Source organism: Massilia sp. W12, from assembly GCF_037300705.1.
Taxonomy (GTDB): Bacteria; Pseudomonadota; Gammaproteobacteria; order Burkholderiales; family Burkholderiaceae_D; genus JACPVY01.
This window is the reverse complement of the sequence record NZ_CP147776.1, coordinates 4720662-4736346: the sequence shown is the minus strand read 5'-3', so window position 1 is coordinate 4736346 and position 15685 is coordinate 4720662. Positions and strand designations below refer to the sequence as shown.

General features: G+C 56.5%; 14 protein-coding genes. 6 read left to right on the top strand and 8 right to left on the bottom strand.

What is annotated here, in order from left to right; translation table 11 throughout:
* The first annotated feature begins 5 nt into the window (after window positions 1-5).
* The 6 genes from pilO (at window position 6) to V8J88_RS19210 (ending at window position 8602) form a co-directional block, all read left to right on the top strand.
* The gene (pilO, locus tag V8J88_RS19235) at window positions 6-692 is read left to right on the top strand and encodes a type 4a pilus biogenesis protein PilO (RefSeq protein ID WP_338845848.1); all 687 of its coding nucleotides are present in this window, start codon (window positions 6-8) and stop codon (window positions 690-692) included.
* Complete coding sequence (locus V8J88_RS19230) at window positions 689-1237, top strand: pilus assembly protein PilP (RefSeq protein WP_338845847.1); 549 nt, start codon at window positions 689-691, stop codon at window positions 1235-1237. Before pilO ends, V8J88_RS19230 begins: the two co-directional genes overlap by 4 nt.
* 80 nt (window positions 1238-1317) lie before the next feature.
* Complete coding sequence (pilQ, locus tag V8J88_RS19225) at window positions 1318-3402, top strand: type IV pilus secretin PilQ (RefSeq protein ID WP_338849932.1); 2085 nt, start codon at window positions 1318-1320, stop codon at window positions 3400-3402.
* A gap of 41 nt (window positions 3403-3443) precedes the next feature.
* Window positions 3444-5756, top strand: a complete 2313-nt coding sequence (locus tag V8J88_RS19220; protein WP_338845846.1) for an Ig-like domain-containing protein — start codon at window positions 3444-3446, stop codon at window positions 5754-5756.
* 9 nt (window positions 5757-5765) lie between these two features.
* Window positions 5766-7445 carry a bifunctional shikimate kinase/3-dehydroquinate synthase AroKB gene (aroKB, locus tag V8J88_RS19215; protein WP_338845845.1) on the top strand — a complete coding sequence of 560 codons (1680 nt, stop codon included), beginning with the start codon at window positions 5766-5768 and terminating at the stop codon, window positions 7443-7445.
* Window positions 7442-8602, top strand: a complete 1161-nt coding sequence (locus V8J88_RS19210; protein ID WP_338845844.1) for a deoxyguanosinetriphosphate triphosphohydrolase — start codon at window positions 7442-7444, stop codon at window positions 8600-8602. Before aroKB ends, V8J88_RS19210 begins: the two co-directional genes overlap by 4 nt.
* A gap of 7 nt (window positions 8603-8609) precedes the next feature.
* Here the strand turns inward: V8J88_RS19210 and V8J88_RS19205 are convergent, their stop codons facing one another.
* From V8J88_RS19205 to V8J88_RS19170, 8 genes are all read right to left on the bottom strand, one after another.
* The gene (locus tag V8J88_RS19205; RefSeq protein ID WP_338845843.1) at window positions 8610-9695 is read right to left on the bottom strand and encodes an enoyl-CoA hydratase/isomerase family protein; all 1086 of its coding nucleotides are present in this window, start codon (window positions 9693-9695) and stop codon (window positions 8610-8612) included.
* A 415-nt stretch (window positions 9696-10110) separates the two neighbouring features.
* The gene (raiA, locus tag V8J88_RS19200; protein ID WP_338845842.1) at window positions 10111-10476 is read right to left on the bottom strand and encodes a ribosome-associated translation inhibitor RaiA; all 366 of its coding nucleotides are present in this window, start codon (window positions 10474-10476) and stop codon (window positions 10111-10113) included.
* 164 nt (window positions 10477-10640) lie between these two features.
* Window positions 10641-12128: an RNA polymerase factor sigma-54 gene (locus V8J88_RS19195; protein WP_338845841.1), complete on the bottom strand. Its 1488-nt coding sequence runs from the start codon at window positions 12126-12128 to the stop codon at window positions 10641-10643.
* 21 nt (window positions 12129-12149) lie between these two features.
* Entirely contained in the window at window positions 12150-12905 is a 756-nt protein-coding gene (gene lptB / locus V8J88_RS19190; protein ID WP_338845840.1) for an LPS export ABC transporter ATP-binding protein, read from the bottom strand.
* Window positions 12902-13450: a lipopolysaccharide transport periplasmic protein LptA gene (gene lptA, locus V8J88_RS19185; protein WP_338845839.1), complete on the bottom strand. Its 549-nt coding sequence runs from the start codon at window positions 13448-13450 to the stop codon at window positions 12902-12904. Before lptA ends, lptB begins: the two co-directional genes overlap by 4 nt.
* Entirely contained in the window at window positions 13447-14052 is a 606-nt protein-coding gene (gene lptC / locus V8J88_RS19180) for an LPS export ABC transporter periplasmic protein LptC (RefSeq protein ID WP_338845838.1), read from the bottom strand. Before lptC ends, lptA begins: the two co-directional genes overlap by 4 nt.
* 7 nt (window positions 14053-14059) lie before the next feature.
* On the bottom strand, window positions 14060-14602 hold the full coding sequence (locus V8J88_RS19175) for an HAD hydrolase family protein (RefSeq protein WP_338845836.1): 543 nt from the start codon (window positions 14600-14602) through the stop codon (window positions 14060-14062).
* A complete protein-coding gene (locus V8J88_RS19170) occupies window positions 14602-15621 on the bottom strand; it encodes a KpsF/GutQ family sugar-phosphate isomerase (protein WP_338845835.1) in 1020 nt (339 codons plus the stop codon). The genes V8J88_RS19175 and V8J88_RS19170 overlap by 1 nt, the downstream gene beginning before the upstream one ends.
* Between the last annotated feature and the right edge of the window lie 64 nt (window positions 15622-15685).

Below are 15685 nucleotides of genomic sequence, written 5' to 3'. Positions count from 1 at the left end.
GTCAGATGGCAAATATCGATTTAGCAAATTTGAATTACTCCATCCAGAACCAGTTTCGCGGTTTGAATGGACGCCATCCAGGCTTGTGGCCTATCTTGCCACGGATTCTGGTTGCGCTCGGCGTGGTGCTGGCGATGGTGGTGCTTGGCTATTTTCTGTACTGGCAAGGCCAATTGGAACAGCATGAACAGCTGGTGCAGGAAGAGAGCAAATTGCGTGCGGATTTCCAGACCAAGATGACGCAGGCAGTGAATCTGGAAGCTTTGCAGGAGCAAAAGAAACTGGTGGCGGAACGTGTTTCCAAGCTGGAAAAGAAATTGCCAAGCAAAGCATCGATGGACAGTCTGCTGTCGGAAATCAATCAGGCTGGCGTGGGCATGAATATGGTGCCTGAGCTGTTCCAGCCGCAATCCGCCACTGTGAAAGAGTATTACGCTGAACTGCCGATCAAAATCAAGGTGTTTGGCACTTACCACGATATTGCATTGTTTGCGCAGAACATCGCCAAACTGTCACGTATCGTGACGCTGAATGACATGATTCTGGATATTCCGAAGGAGGCAACGCAACCCAAGGATGGCAGCATTCTTGAACTGGATGTGACAGCTAAAACTTTCCGTTATCTTGATCCGGAAGAAGTGGCTGCACAGAGGAAGGCGACAGAAAAAGATAAGAAGGGCGCGAAGAAATGAGCATAAGGCAAAACAGAACAGCTTTGCTGCTGGCGACCATGGCTTGCGCGGCCCTTCTCTCAGGATGCGGCGGTGATGGCGTGGAAGAAGTCAAAGTCTGGATGAAGCAAGAGACGGAAAAAGCCAGGCCATCGGTTAAGCCATTGCCAGAAACCAAGGAGTTTGTGGCTGCCGAGTACACCAGCAAAGAGCAGGTTGAACCATTCAACCCCGCGAAATTGCTGGTCGTGTTGGACCGCTTGAGCGCCAAGAACAGCTCAGGTTTGAAGCCAGATCGTGATCGTAACAAGGAATTGCTGGAAAGCTTCCCCTTGGACACAATCAAGATGGTGGGGGTGTTGCAGAAGAAGGGCGTGATTATCGGTTTGGTGCAGGTGGACAAATCGCTGTTTCAGGTCAAGGCGGGGCAATACCTGGGGCAGAACGAAGGCAAGATCACCAAGATTTCGGAAACCCAGATCGATATTAAAGAACTGGTGCAGGACCCAACCGGCGATTGGGTTGAACGTGCGGCTACCCTAGAATTGCAGGAGAACAAGAAATGATCACATTACGAAAAACTTTGCGGCGCTGGAATGCGAAGCTTGGCAGTTTCCTGCAAGCCACGCTGTTGCTGCTGGTCGGGATGACAGCAGGCGGCGCCTGGGCGCAGGAAAATGCAATCGAGTCGATCAAGGCCAACCAGCAAGGCGCCAATGTGATCATCAAGATTGGCTTCAAAGATACGCCTAAAGAATTGCCACGCGGCTTTCTGGTGAAAGATCCAGCCCGGATTTCGCTTGATTTCCTTGGCGCCACCAACGCCACCGGCAAGAATACTCAGGATATCTCGATGGGGGATGTGCGCAACGTGAATCTGGTGCAAGCAGGTGATCGTTCCCGCCTGGTGTTCAATCTGAAGCGGCCCCTGAATTACGCCACCATCATTGAAGGCAAGTCGGTGGTGTTGACGATTGACGGTTCGGGCGGCGTGGCGACAGCAGTCAGCTCTGCCGGCATCCCGGTGCAAGCAGCCACCCCGCCGGCCCCTGCCGGCAAACAGGTTTTGCGCGATATCGATTTCCGTCGCGGTGTGAATGGCGAAGGCCGCATTGTGGTTGATTTGCCGAACAGCCAGGTGGGCGTGGATGTGCGTTTGCAAGGTCAAACCATCATTGCTGACTTTCTGAAGACCGGCCTGCCGGAAACCCTGCGCCGCCGTCTGGACGTGACCGACTTCGGCACGCCGGTCGCCTCTGTCACCACCACCCCGAAAGGTGACAATGTGCATATGGTGATTGAGTCCAAAGGTCTGTGGGAATACAGCGCATATCAAAGCGAAAGCCAATTGGTGATTGAAGTCAAACCGATCAAGGAAGAGCCGAACAAACTGGTGCAGGGCACGCAAGGCTATCGCGGCGAACGGCTGTCCCTGAATTTCCAGAATATTGAAGTGCGCGCAGTGTTGCAGGTGATCGCAGATTTCACCAAGCTCAATATCATCACCAGCGATACCGTGTCCGGCAGCTTGACTCTGCGTTTGATTGATGTGCCCTGGGATCAGGCATTGGATATTGTGATGCAATCCAAAGGCTTGGATATGCGTAAAAACGGCCAGGTGTTATGGATTGCGCCAAAAGACGAATTGCTGACCAAGGAAAAGCTGGAGTTGGAGCAAAAGGCGCAAATTGCTGATCTGGAACCGCTGCGTTCTGAAATTTTTCAGCTGAATTATCAAAAAGCCGAATCCTTTAAAACCATGCTTGGTTTGGAAGGCGGCGATGCTAAAAACCGCATGCTGTCCAAGCGCGGCAGCGCAGTGATTGACCCGCGCACCAATCAATTATTCGTGACGGATATCGCGTCCAAATTGGAAGACCTGCGTAAGCTGGTGCAAAAAGTCGATATCCCTTCGCGTCAAGTATTGATCGAAGCCCGTATCGTCGAAGCGGATGATAAATTCAGCAAGAGTCTGGGCGCCAAGCTTGGCTTTGCCGATATGCGCACCCTGCGTGGCGGCGATTCAGGCTATCAGTTGAACGGCAATCAACGCGTTGCGGTAGGCGGCAACTATCAGGGCGTGGGTGAACAGTTGGGGGTGGCGAAGTTATCTGAAAATTCCTACAACAATACCCAATTTGTGAATTTGCCTGCAGCCGGCATCAACGGCTTGAGCGCAGCCAATGTTGCGATCAGCCTGTTCTCATCCGCCGCCAACCGTTTCCTGAATCTTGAACTGTCCGCACTTGAGGCGGATGGCAAGGGCAAGATTATTTCCAGTCCGCGCGTGGTGACGGCAGACAAAGTCGTGGCGGTGATTGAACAGGGCACCGAATTGCCATATCAAGTGGCAACTTCCAGTGGTGCGACTTCAGTTACTTTCCGCAAGGCCAACTTGCGCCTGGAGGTGACGCCGCAGATTACACCGGATGGCAATATAATCCTGGATGTTGACGTCAACAAAGACAGTGTGGGCCGGGAAACCCGCGCCGGGTTTGCCATTGACACCAAACATGTGAAGACTCAGGTCTTGGTGGACAATGGCGGCACTGTGGTGTTGGGCGGCATTTATCAACAGGTAATCCGCGACGATGTGGCCAAGGTGCCGGTGCTGGGGGATATTCCAGTGTTGGGCAATCTGTTTAAATCAAAAGGCACAACCAACGACAAGACCGAGTTGCTGATCTTTATCACACCCAAGATCGTGTCGGATCGCTTGACTGCCCGTTGAACGGGTGGATTGTCAAAACGTAATATATGGTGAATCAAATCATGAGACAACAACGCAATAGACCGATGCCCAATAGCATCGCTGGCTTTCTGATTGCATGTTTGTGGGCAATGCTGCTCGCTGCGTGCGGCGGCGGTGGCGGCAGTCCCGGCGTGAATCCGAACAAACCGGCGGATAGCGGGCCAGGCACGAGCAAAGTCAGCTCAATCGTCATTACCACCTCCAGTGATACCATGCCGTCTTCCGGCAGTGTGACGGTGAATGTGTTGGCAAAAGACGCCAACAACAATGTGGTGCCGGATGCAATTATTGATATCGCTGTCACAAATGGCGCTTCATTGAGCCGGAATAATGTTGACCGTAAGACAGATAAGAATGGTTTGATTACCGAAACCTTGACTTCGCCCGGCGACAGTTCGGCGCGCACGATCAAGATTACGGCATCAACCCCAGGCGCAAGCACCAGCAAAGAAGTGAAGGTGGAAGGCGTGAAGCCCAGCCTTAGTCTGAGCGTCAGCTCGAACTCATTGGATTCTTCCGGCGCCGATGGCTCTGAAGTGACGGTGGTGGCAGTGGTGCGTGATGCCGGCAACAACGTGGTGCCGGGCGTGATGGTGTACCTGAGCGCCAGCTCCGGTTCTCTGACGAATACCAATCGCGTGACTGACGCGAATGGCCGCGTTTCAGAAAAACTGAGCACCGGCAATGACAAAACTGCGCGCGATATCAAGCTGACTGCACGCACCGATACCATTGCCAATCAAGAGTTGATTGTGAAAGTGCAAGGTCATAAGGTGCAGATTGGTACGATTGAAAGTGCAAATCTGGGTAAAGTGACCAAGCTGTCCGCCATTTTGAGTGACTCTGCCGGCAAGCCTTTGCCAAATGTGGAAATGACCTTCAGCGCTGCGAGCGCCGGCAATGTGCTGGTTGAAACCGGTACTGGGAAAACAGGTTCGACCAAGACGGATTCGCAAGGTCAGATTCAATTGGACTATACGCCCAAAGCAGGTTCCACTGATACGATTACCGTCAGCGCATTAGGCGTCAGCGCCAGTCGTGTGATTAATATCAACACCTTGAATTTCACCGTGCAGGCATTCAAAGTTGTGGGCGATAAAGAAGAGCCCTTGAACTTGAGCTACATCAATAACTGCGTGTCTTTCAGGGCGCATGTTGACAATGGCGGCACACCGCAAACCGGCTCTGTGGGTTTGAGCAGCACGCGCGGCGTGGTGTATCGCGATTCCGCCTGTTCCACTCCCTTGTCCGGCACGGTGACGCTGGATGCTAAAGGCGAGGCTGTGGCATGGATTAAAGCGGACACCCCAGGTGTCGCCACATTGGTTGCGAGTTTGCAAGATGCCTCCGGCGCACTGGCGAATTCTGAAGTTGAATTCATTGCTCCGGTTGAAAGCACTTCATATGTTGTGCTGCAAGTCGATCCGACTGTGGTCGCGCTGGGTAAGCCGGCTACGGTGCGCGCCGTCGTGCGTGATGGCACCGCCAAAGATAATCTGGTGAAAAACGCCGTGCTGGCATTTATCATCAAAGAAGATCCGAGCGGCGGTAAGCTGGCTCAGCCTTCTGTGGTGAAGACTGATGCGGATGGTTCGGCAGTGGTGGTGTACACCGCAGGCAATGTAACGACCAAGGTGGATGGCGTGGTGCTGCAAGCGCGCATTCAAAGCAAGGACAAGAATGGCAATGATTTGCCGGTCGTGAACGGCAAAAATCCTGCTGAAGCAAAATTGACAGTATCCGGTCAGGCCCTGTTTATCAGCGCCGGTACTGGCTCTACCACCTTGACGCCGAATAGCGCCACTTACGCGGTTGACTATGCGGTGTTTGTGACTGACGCTACCGGTAATCCGGTCAGTAATGCAACCATTACGGCAAAAGTCGTGCCGGCGCTGTATCGCAAGGGCAATCTGGTCTATTTTAGTGACGCCAAGCTGTGGTCGCTGCCTGCCAGAACTGCGTATAACGAATGCAGCAACGAAGACCTGAATCGAAATGGTATTTTGGACAGTGGCGAAGATTACAATGCTAATGGACGCCTCGATCCGGGGATCCCGATTACGATCAGCGGTTCTTTGACCACGGATGCCAGCGGCACCGGCCTGGTGCGGATTGCATACCCGCGTGACCGCGCGCAGTGGACTGTGGCAGACATTACGATTACCGCGCGGGTGGCCGGTACTGAGGCGACGTATGTGGCTTCACTGGTGCAACTGCCTGGTTTGTCGGATGACTACAAAGAAGCAACCGTTTCTCCGCCGGGTCAAAGCAGTCCGTATGGCACCCGTGTTGCGGTGGGCAATGATGTATTGGGTTGCCAATACGCAAACTAAAGGAATTGGATGCAGAACCTGTTTTTGGTTGGCCTGATGGGGGCGGGTAAAACCACCGTCGGGCGCATCCTGGCAAGGCGCTTGGGAAAGCGCTTTGTCGATTCCGACCACGAGATCGAAGCCCGCACCGGCGCTTCGATCCCGTGGATTTTTGAAATTGAAGGCGAACCAAGTTTCCGCCGGCGCGAAGCCGAAATGATCCGGGAACTGACTGCACAGAGTGGCATCGTGTTGGCCACCGGCGGCGGCGCCATCCTCAACCCGGATAACCGGGCCTACCTCAAACAACGCGGCATCGTGATTTATTTGCGCGCCAGCGTTGACAGCATTCTGCAGCGCACCAGCCATGACAAAAACAGGCCGCTGCTGCAAACCGCCAACCCGCGTGAACGGCTGGAAGAGCTGACCGCACAACGCGAACCTCTATACCGTGAAATCGCCGATCTGGTGATCGACACCGGCAAGCCAAATGTCAATACGATGGTGCATGCCATCTTGCAACAACTGGGTGCGCTGGGTGCGCGCAAACGGCGCGCGCAGCGCATGCGCAAACATTCTGGAAAGAACATGAGTGACGCAATGCAGGCGACAGAGGCCAATCAATTGCAAAGACTGGATGTGGCGCTCGGCGAGCGCAGTTATCCGATTCTGATTGGTGAAAATATTTATTCCGATCCTGACTTGTTGGCCCCGTATGTGAACGGGCAGCAAGCCGTGATCGTCAGCAACACCACCGTGGCGCCTTTGTATCTGCAGGGTTTGCAGCAGGCGCTGGAAGGCATGGGCAAGCAAGTCCACAGTGTGATTTTGCCGGATGGCGAAGCGTATAAAGACTGGCCGCATTTGATGCAAATTTTTGACGCCATGCTGGGCGCCCAATGTGAGCGTAAAGCCACTTTGCTGGCGCTGGGCGGCGGCGTCGTGGGGGACATGACCGGGTTTGCCGCCGCTTGCTATATGCGCGGCGTGCCGTTTATCCAGATTCCCACCACCTTGCTGGCGCAAGTCGATTCATCGGTCGGCGGCAAGACCGGGATTAATCATCCGATGGGGAAAAATATGCTGGGCGCGTTTTATCAACCGCGCCTGGTGCTGGCTGACACCGCCACCCTGGCCAGTCTGCCGCAGCGCGAATTGAGCGCCGGCCTGGCTGAAGTGATCAAGTATGGCGCGGTCTTGGACGCCGCTTTTTTTGACTGGCTGGAACAAAATATTGATGCGCTGCTGCAGCGCGATGTTGACGCCATGACTTACGCCATTTTGCGCTCCTGCCAGATCAAGGCGGATGTGGTGGCGCGCGATGAGCGTGAGGGCGGCTTGCGCGCCGTGCTTAATTTCGGCCACACCTTTGGCCATGCGATTGAAGCCGGCCTGGGCTATGGCGTTTGGCTGCACGGCGAGGCGGTTGGCTGCGGCATGGTGCTGGCGGCGGATTTGTCCTGCCGTCTGGGCAAGATTGATCAGGCCAGCGCGCAACGCGTGCGCGCCTTGGTGGCCGCCGCCGGTCTGCCGACCCGCGCCCCGGATCTGGGGGCGGATTGGTTGAAGTGGATGATGGTGGATAAGAAAAATGAAGGCGGCGCGATTAAATTTATCCTGATGCAGGAATTGGGCCGTCCCTGGATTGGCAGCGTGCCGGACGAGGCATTGCAAGCCACCCTGTCTGCTTGCAGCCAGGCTGTGGGATGATGTGGCCGGAGCGCCCCGACAGTTTTGAGCAGCATCTGGCGCCATTTGCCGCGCGCAGCAGCGCTTCGCGCGGGCGCCGGCAAACGGAGCCGGCTTCATTTGCGCGCACCGAATTTCAGCGTGACCGCGACCGCATCATTCATTCCACCGCATTTCGCCGGCTGGAATATAAAACCCAGGTCTTCGTCAACCATGAAGGCGATCTGTTCCGCACCCGCTTAACGCACAGCCTGGAAGTGGCGCAAATTGCGCGTGCGCTGGCGCGCAATCTGCGCTTGAATGAAGATCTGGTGGAAGCGATTTCCCTCGCCCATGATCTGGGGCATACCCCGTTTGGACATGCGGGACAGGACGAGTTGAATGCCTGCATGCGCGCCTTTGGCGGCTTTGAGCATAATCTGCAAAGTTTGCGCGTGGTGGATCAGCTGGAACAGCATTACGCCGACAAAGACGGTTTGAATCTGATGTTTGAAACCCGCGAGGGCATACTCAAGCATTGTTCGCAGAATAATGCGCGCGAGTTGGGCGAAGTCGGCCTGCGCTTTTTACAAGGCGGTCAGCCGACCCTGGAAGCGCAAGTGGCGAATCTGGCCGATGAAATCGCTTATAACAACCATGATATCGATGATGGCTTGCGCTCCGGTTTGCTGCAGTTGGAGCAATTGATGGAAGTCGCCTTATTCGCCAGTTGCCATCAGCAGGCATTGCAAGAGTGTCCCGGCGTCAGTGGCCGGCGCGCAGTGTATGAAACCCTGCGCCGCATGATTAATGCGCTGATTGTGGATTTGATTCAAGAGTCGCGCAAATTGATCGAAACGCATCAACCGGCCAGTCCGGATGCGGTGCGGCAGTCGCCGCCCTTAATCGCGTTTTCCGCGCAGATGGCGCAGCAGGCGCGCGAACTGAAACATTTTTTGCTGCACAATCTGTATCGCCATTATCAAGTGCTGCGCATGACCAGCAAGGCGCGCCGCATTATCCGCGAATTATTCGACGCCTTCATGCAAGAGCCGGTGCTGCTGCCGCCACCGTATCAGGCGGCGCGCATGGACGGGCAGCAGCTGCAGGCGCGCCAGATTGCCGACTACATCGCCGGCATGACAGACCGCTACGCCATGCGCGAACACCGCCGCCTGTTTGATATCAACGCCAGTTAAGCCGCATTCAGTCCAGATGGCGCAAGGGGTGTGCCCATTCCGGCCAGACAGGCGCAAACATCTCTTGCAGCTGCTGCTCTGTCACTTCCGCCAGGCTTGCGGGATGCCAGCGTGGCGCATTATCTTTATCGACCGCCAGCGCGCGCACCCCTTCAATCACTTCACCATGCTCGAAAGTGCGCCGCACCAGACTTCTTTCCATCCGCAGGCAATCCGCCACTGACATTTGCGCACCGCGCCGCAACGCTTCCAATGTGACAGACATCAGCAGGGGCGAGCGTTTTTGCATGCTGTCCAGGCTGGCTTGCGCGAAAGGAGCGGGATCCGCTGCGAGCGCGGCTTGGATCTGCGCCACGGATTCATGTGCGAAATGGCGGGCAATCAAATCAGCTTGTGGCGCGATGCGTGCGGGCGGCAATTCGGCGGCAAAGGGGGCGCAAAACGCTGCCGCGACTTGCGCTGCATCGGCTCCGGCGCTGGCGCACAAAGTATCTTGCAGCGCGCTGATGTGGCGGGCCGGCACGAAGCAGTCGGCCAGTCCGCACCAGATTGCGTCTGCGGCCCCAATCGCCTCGCCGCACAGCGCCAGCCAACGTCCGCTGAATTGCGGGCAGCGTGGCAGAAAGTATGTCCCGCCCACGTCGGGGAATAAGCCGATATTCACTTCCGGCATGGCGATCTTGCTGCGCTCAGTGACGATGCGCAGGCGCGCTTGCGGCCCGGCTTGCGCAATCCCCATGCCGCCGCCCATCACCACGCCATCCATTAAGGCGATATAGAGTTTGGGGTAGTGATGAATCAAATGATTCAGTGTGTATTCTTCGGTGAAAAAATCTTCCAGCAAGGCGCTGCCGCCTTGCGGTGTGAGCTTGCCCTTGTCATGGAAAAAGCGGATATCGCCGCCGGCGCACAGCGCTTTGTCGCTGCTGCTGCGCAGCAGTACGGCGCTAATTGCGGCGTCTGCGCGCCAGCTGGAAAGGATCTGGTGCAAGGCGCGCACCATTTCCAGTGAAAGCGAATTCAATGCCTTGGGGCGATCCAGCGTGATTACGCCGAATCCGCCGCGCACTTCGGTTTTTACATAGTCAGTCATCCTTGATTCCTCAGTTGAACAGGCCCTGGCGCCCAGTTTACCGGCTTTACAGCCAGGCGCAACGACGACGCAGCCTGCATGCAGGGCAATCGTATCAAGGTTCCGCCTGATGTCCGGCAGTTTCCGTTCTTGCATGAAGCAGGCAGGATAGCAAGCTGCTGACGGAGCAGCGCCAGCCAGCCGGATGCGCAAACGGCAATGCGTGTTACCGGCCTGCGCGCTAAAGAGAAGGTTTTGTCAAACAAGCCTGGCCGATTTCATGCGATGGCCCCGGGTTTGCATGTTGCCAGGGGGCGCAACAACGCCGGGGAATCGGGAAACATGTCAGCGGGCTGGTAGCACATTGTATGTGCGCGAGGCTGAAAATGCATGCGGGGCGCATAGCGCCCCGCCGGTGTGCGTCTGTTGGATGTGTTTATGCAGCTTCAGCTTCTTCAGCGTCGGCGCTGCTGCCTGACATGTATTTGATGGAAGTATGATTGTGATCTTGCACCTTGGTCTTGTGCTTCAATACCTGACGGTCGAGTTTGTCCAGCAGGGTGTCAATGGCTGCATACAAATCTTCTGACACGCTTTCCACATAAATGGACTTGCCGCTGACCCGTAACGTTACTTCAGCCTTTTGCCTTTTCGATTTTTCGCTTAGCTTATCCACGCTCAGAATCACCGATATGTCGATCACTTGATCAAAATGGCGTTTGATTCTTTCCAGCTTGTTTTCAACGAAAGCGCGAATGGCGGGGGTCACTTCGAGATGATGTCCACTGATGGTGAGGTTCATACAGACTCCTATTGTGATGTTGCCTGTCATGCATATGCTTGCGGTTTTGGCGTTTTCAAGAGCCGCCTGCATCATTCAGACAACCGGATACTACTGCTGCTACGTGAAGGCTGCACTTCCTGTGCGCGGTGGAGTCAGGCCCGGGGAACCGGAGGATGAAGCCGCTACAGGCTTTTGCGCAGCGCCACTGCCGGGATTTTCAGAGCTTCACGGTATTTGGCCACAGTGCGACGTGCGACCACCATACCCTGTTCACCCAGCATATCTGCAAGTTTGCTGTCAGAAAGGGGATTTTTGGGATCTTCTGCTCCTATCAGTTGCTTGATCAGTGCGCGTATCGCCGTTGATGACGCTTCGCCCCCCGCTTCAGTGGCGACATGGCTGCCAAAGAAGTATTTCAACTCAAACATGCCGTGCGGGGTCAGCATATATTTTTGAGTCGTCACACGCGAGATTGTGCTCTCGTGTAATCCTAGTGTATCAGCAATTTCACGTAACACAAGGGGGCGCATCGCAACTGCGCCATGGGCGAAAAAGTTGCGTTGCCGCTCCACGATTGCTTGCGCCACGCGGAGGATGGTTTCATAGCGCTGACGCATATTTTTGATCAGCCATTTCGCCTCCTGCAGTTGGTTGCTCAAGCCGCCATCGCCCTTGTTTTGCTTCAACATCGAGGCGTACAGCGCATTCACGCGCAAGCGCGGCATCACGTCCGGATTCAAGCTCACGCTCCAGCCGTTGCGGTTGCGTTTGACGATCACATCCGGCGCCACATGGTCTTTATCGGAAGCGCCAAAAGCGGCGCCCGGATGGGGTTGGCACAGACGGATCAGGGCTTGCGCTTCGCGCAAATCCTCGTCGTCGCAGTCCATGGCTTTTTTCAGCCTGGTGTAGTCGCGCGCCGCCAGCAGCGGCAAATGCTGCTCGACGATTTGCAGCGCATGGCGGCGCGTCACCATTGGCGCTTTTGGCAATTGGCGGATTTGCAGCGCCAGGCATTCAGACAGATTGCGCGCGCCAACGCCGGGCGGGTCAAAGCTTTGCAGCAGTTTTAAACTGGTCTGCAATTCCTCCAATTCAATTTCCAATTCAGCCGGCAGACTTTCCAGCAAGGCTTCCAGGCTCTCTTCAAGATAGCCATTCTCATCTAAGCTGTCTATCAGGAATTCAAGCAGGGCGCGGTCGCGTTGGGTGCGGGCAGTGACGCGCATTTGTTCCAGCAAATGGTCGCGCAGGCTGTTGCTGGCGTCTTCCAGCTGCGGGCGCATATCTTCATCGTCCGCCGAGCGCGCGCCCGGCGCATCTTCAAAACTCAAGCTGTCTTGCAGCATGCCATCGCCATCATGCTCGAAGCTGTTTTCTTCGCTGTTGCCGGCTTCTGCAGTTGCCGGCGCTTCCGCTTCGGGGGCCGGATTTTCTGAAGGCATGCCGGCCTCACTCGCCGGGCTGTTGCTGATGGCGCCGTCGGCTAACAAGCGCACGGAATGATCGAGCGGATCATCGGTGCGCTCCAGCATGGGGTTTTCCGACAACATCTGCGCCAATTCCTGCTGCAATTCAAGCGTGGAGAGTTGCAACAGGCGGATCGACTGTTGCAATTGCGGCGTCAGCGCCAGATGTTGCGAGGTGCGAAGTTGCAGCGACTGTTTCATGGCGGTCCTGAAATGCTGTGCTTACATGCGGAAGTGTTCCCCCAGATACACGCGGCGTACCGATTCATCCGCAATGATATCTTGTGGTCTGCCGCTGGCCATCACGGAACCCTGGTTGATGATATATGCGCGGTCGCAGATGCCCAGGGTTTCACGCACATTATGGTCGGTGATCAAGACGCCGATGCCGCGTTCTTTTAAAAAACGCACAATGCGCTGAATTTCGATCACAGCGATCGGATCCACCCCGGCAAACGGTTCATCCAGCAGCACAAAGCGCGGATCGGTGGCTAAGGCGCGCGCGATTTCCACCCGCCGCCGCTCGCCGCCTGAGAGGGACAGCGCTTGATTTTCGCGCAGCCGCTCAATTTGCAAATCGGCCAGCAGTTGATTGAGTTTGTCATCAATTTGCTGCGTACTCAAAGGACGGCCTTGCGGGCGTTGCAGTTCCAGCACGGCGCGGATATTGTCTTCCACACTGAGCTTGCGAAACACCGAGGCTTCCTGCGGCAGATAGGACAGGCCGCGCACGGCGCGCTGGTGAATCGGCATGCGTGTGATGTCGGCGCCGTCCAATTCAATATTCCCGGCGTCCGCCGGCACCAGGCCGACGATCATATAAAACGAGGTGGTTTTGCCGGCCCCGTTCGGCCCCAGCAAACCAATCACTTCGCCGCTCTCAACTTGCAGCGCGACGTCATGCACCACCATGCGCTTGCCATATGATTTTTGCAGGCCGCGCACTTGCAATTTACTGTTGTTGCGTTGTTCTGTCATTTTGTGTCCTGATCCGGCTTGCGCGGTTGAATCACCGTGGTGATGCGGTTGTCCTGTCCCGCCGTTGCCGGGCCGTTTTGCACTTGGAATGTCTCGCGCACACTGTCATACACAATCGTGGCGCCGGAAATTTCTTCCAGCACTTGATTGCCCTGCAGACGCCGGACCCGTGCGCGCGTATGAAATTTCACCAGTTCGCTTTTGCTGTCGTATTCAATGCGATCGGCGGCTCCTTCGACCCACTGATCCAGCCCCTCGCGCTTTTGACGGTAGCTGGCCGTTTTGCCGGCCCCGCCATGCAATTCGAGAAATTGAAAGCCGGCGGCATCCTGATTCAAGGTCATGCGTTCGGCTTTCATCTGCAAACTGCCGCGCGTAAGGTGGACGTTGCCGCTGAAGCTGTTGATTTGCTTCACATCGTCAAACCACATGCGCGCAGCCTGTACTTCGGTGGGCTTGTTGCGATCGGCTTTTTCCGCCGCCGCCGGCGCGGCGGCAAGCAGCGCAAGCAGGGCGGGCAAGCAGGGCAGGGTGCGCCGCATCATTTGGCGCTTCCTTTGATTGCCGGCGCGAAACTGGCGCGCACTTGTTGCTGCAGGCTGAACTGGCCTTTGGCGTTGTCCACCAGCATGCCCTTGCCATGCAACTGTGATTTGCCGCTGAGAATTTGCACCTGATCATCGGTTTGCATCTGGTCGTCATCCGGCAGCATCCATAAGCTGGGGCTGCGCATGGTCCAGCCTTCGCTGCGCGCATCGGCGCTGCGCACCAATTCCACTTCCCCTTGCAACAGCACGCGATTATTCTGGTGTTCGATCAAGGCTTGACGGGCTTGCACCCGCAGCGGGCTTTGCGCGGGATTGAAGCTCAAGACCTGGACTTGCTGCACATCGGATTTGTCATTCAGCGGGCGGTGCGTCAGCAATTTGCCGGACATGATGTCTTTCGGCTTGCCATCCTGACTCAGGCGCACCACATGAAAGTTTTCGACAAAATAATCCGGGTCATTCGATTTGTTGGCCTCAGCCGCCGCCGGCGCGCCCTGGCGCAGCACGTCCAGCAGCCAATAACTGGACAGCGTAATCACTGCGGCGAGCGTCAGCAAGGCAATCAGGCGGAAACGGTCATGGCTGGCGGAGTCGCTCATGCTGGCCTCAAGCGTTGAATAATTCGGCCAGGCTGCGCCCGCGCGCAAACAGCAGCAATTCGCACACTTCGCGCGCCGCGCCAGCGCCGCCGCCGGCCTGGCTGACATAGTGCGCCATCTGTTGCGCTTCGATCCGGCCATTGGCCACGCTGGCGGCGAAGCCGACCCGGCGCAACAGCGGCAGGTCGATCACATCATCGCCCAGATAGCCGCAGACTTGCGGCGACAGATTCAATTCCGCCAGCAGATCGGCGAAGGCGATCTGTTTTTGCTGCGCACCCTGATAGACATGGGAAATGCCGAGATCATGCGCGCGTTTCGCGGTCAGCGGGGACAGGCGTGCGCTGATAATCGCGGTGCGGATGCCAAACTCTGGCAAATGCTTGATTGCCAGTCCGTCGTGCACATTGAAACGTTTGACCTGCTCGCCCAATTCGCCGTAATACAGGCCGCCGTCGGTGAGCACGCCATCGACATCGAAAATCATCAATTCAACTTGCGCGGCGCGCGCCAGCAGCGGCGCCGGCAGGGTAGAGAAATCGACATGCATCAAATCACCTTGGCGCGGGTCAGATCGTGGATATGCAGCGCGCCCAGCAATTCATCGCCGCGCGCCACCAGTAATTGATTGATACGGAATTCTTCCATCATCGCCACCGCATCCACCGCCAGCCGTTCGGGTTCGATGCAGCGCGGTTTGGTTTGCATCACATCGGCGATATTGATTTGCTGGAAGTCGCGCGCCTGTTCAATCAAGCGGCGCAAATCGCCATCGGTGAAGATGCCGCGCAAGCGGCCCGCCTCATCCACCACGGCAGTCATGGCCATGCCTTTGCGCGTGATTTCCAGCAGAGCTTGCGAAAGCGTGGCGCTGACGGGCACGCGCGGCACCTGCTCGCCGCTGCGCATCACATCGCGCACATGGGTCAAGAGCCGCCGCCCCAAGGCGCCGCCGGGGTGGGAGCGGGCAAAATCTTCCGCGCGAAAGCCGCGCGCATCCAGCAGCGCCACCGCCAGCGCGTCGCTCAAGGCCAGGGTGGCGGTGGTGCTGGCGGTTGGCGCCAGATTCAGCGGACAGGCTTCTTTTTCCACTGAAACATCGAGATGCGCATCAGCCAATAACGCCAGTTGCGAGCGCGGATTGCCGGTCATGGCGATTAATTTGGCGCCGCTGCGTTTGACAATCGGAATAATCGATAGCAGTTCGCCGGTTTCGCCGGAATTTGAAATCGCGATTAACACATCTTGCGCCGTGACCATGCCCAGATCGCCATGCGCGGCTTCCGCCGGATGAACAAAAAAGGCCGGGGTGCCGGTGGACGCCATGGTGGCCGCCATTTTGCGTCCGATATGGCCGGATTTGCCGATGCCGGACACCACGGCGCGGCCTTTGCATTGCAAAAGCAAATCCAGGGCATGCAGAAATTGCCGCGCATTGTCACTGCCATCCGCCAGGCGTGCGCGCAACGCGAGGACGGCCTCGGCTTCAATGCTCAGGGTGTCGCGCGCCAATGCCAGCGCGGCTTGTTGCGCCGCTGCGGGCGTCTGTTGTGAAAATGTTGATGTCATGCCAATAGTATAATCCTGGGAAGCGCAGTTTGGCCAAGCAAAAAGCTTGCCGGAAAACAGCCCG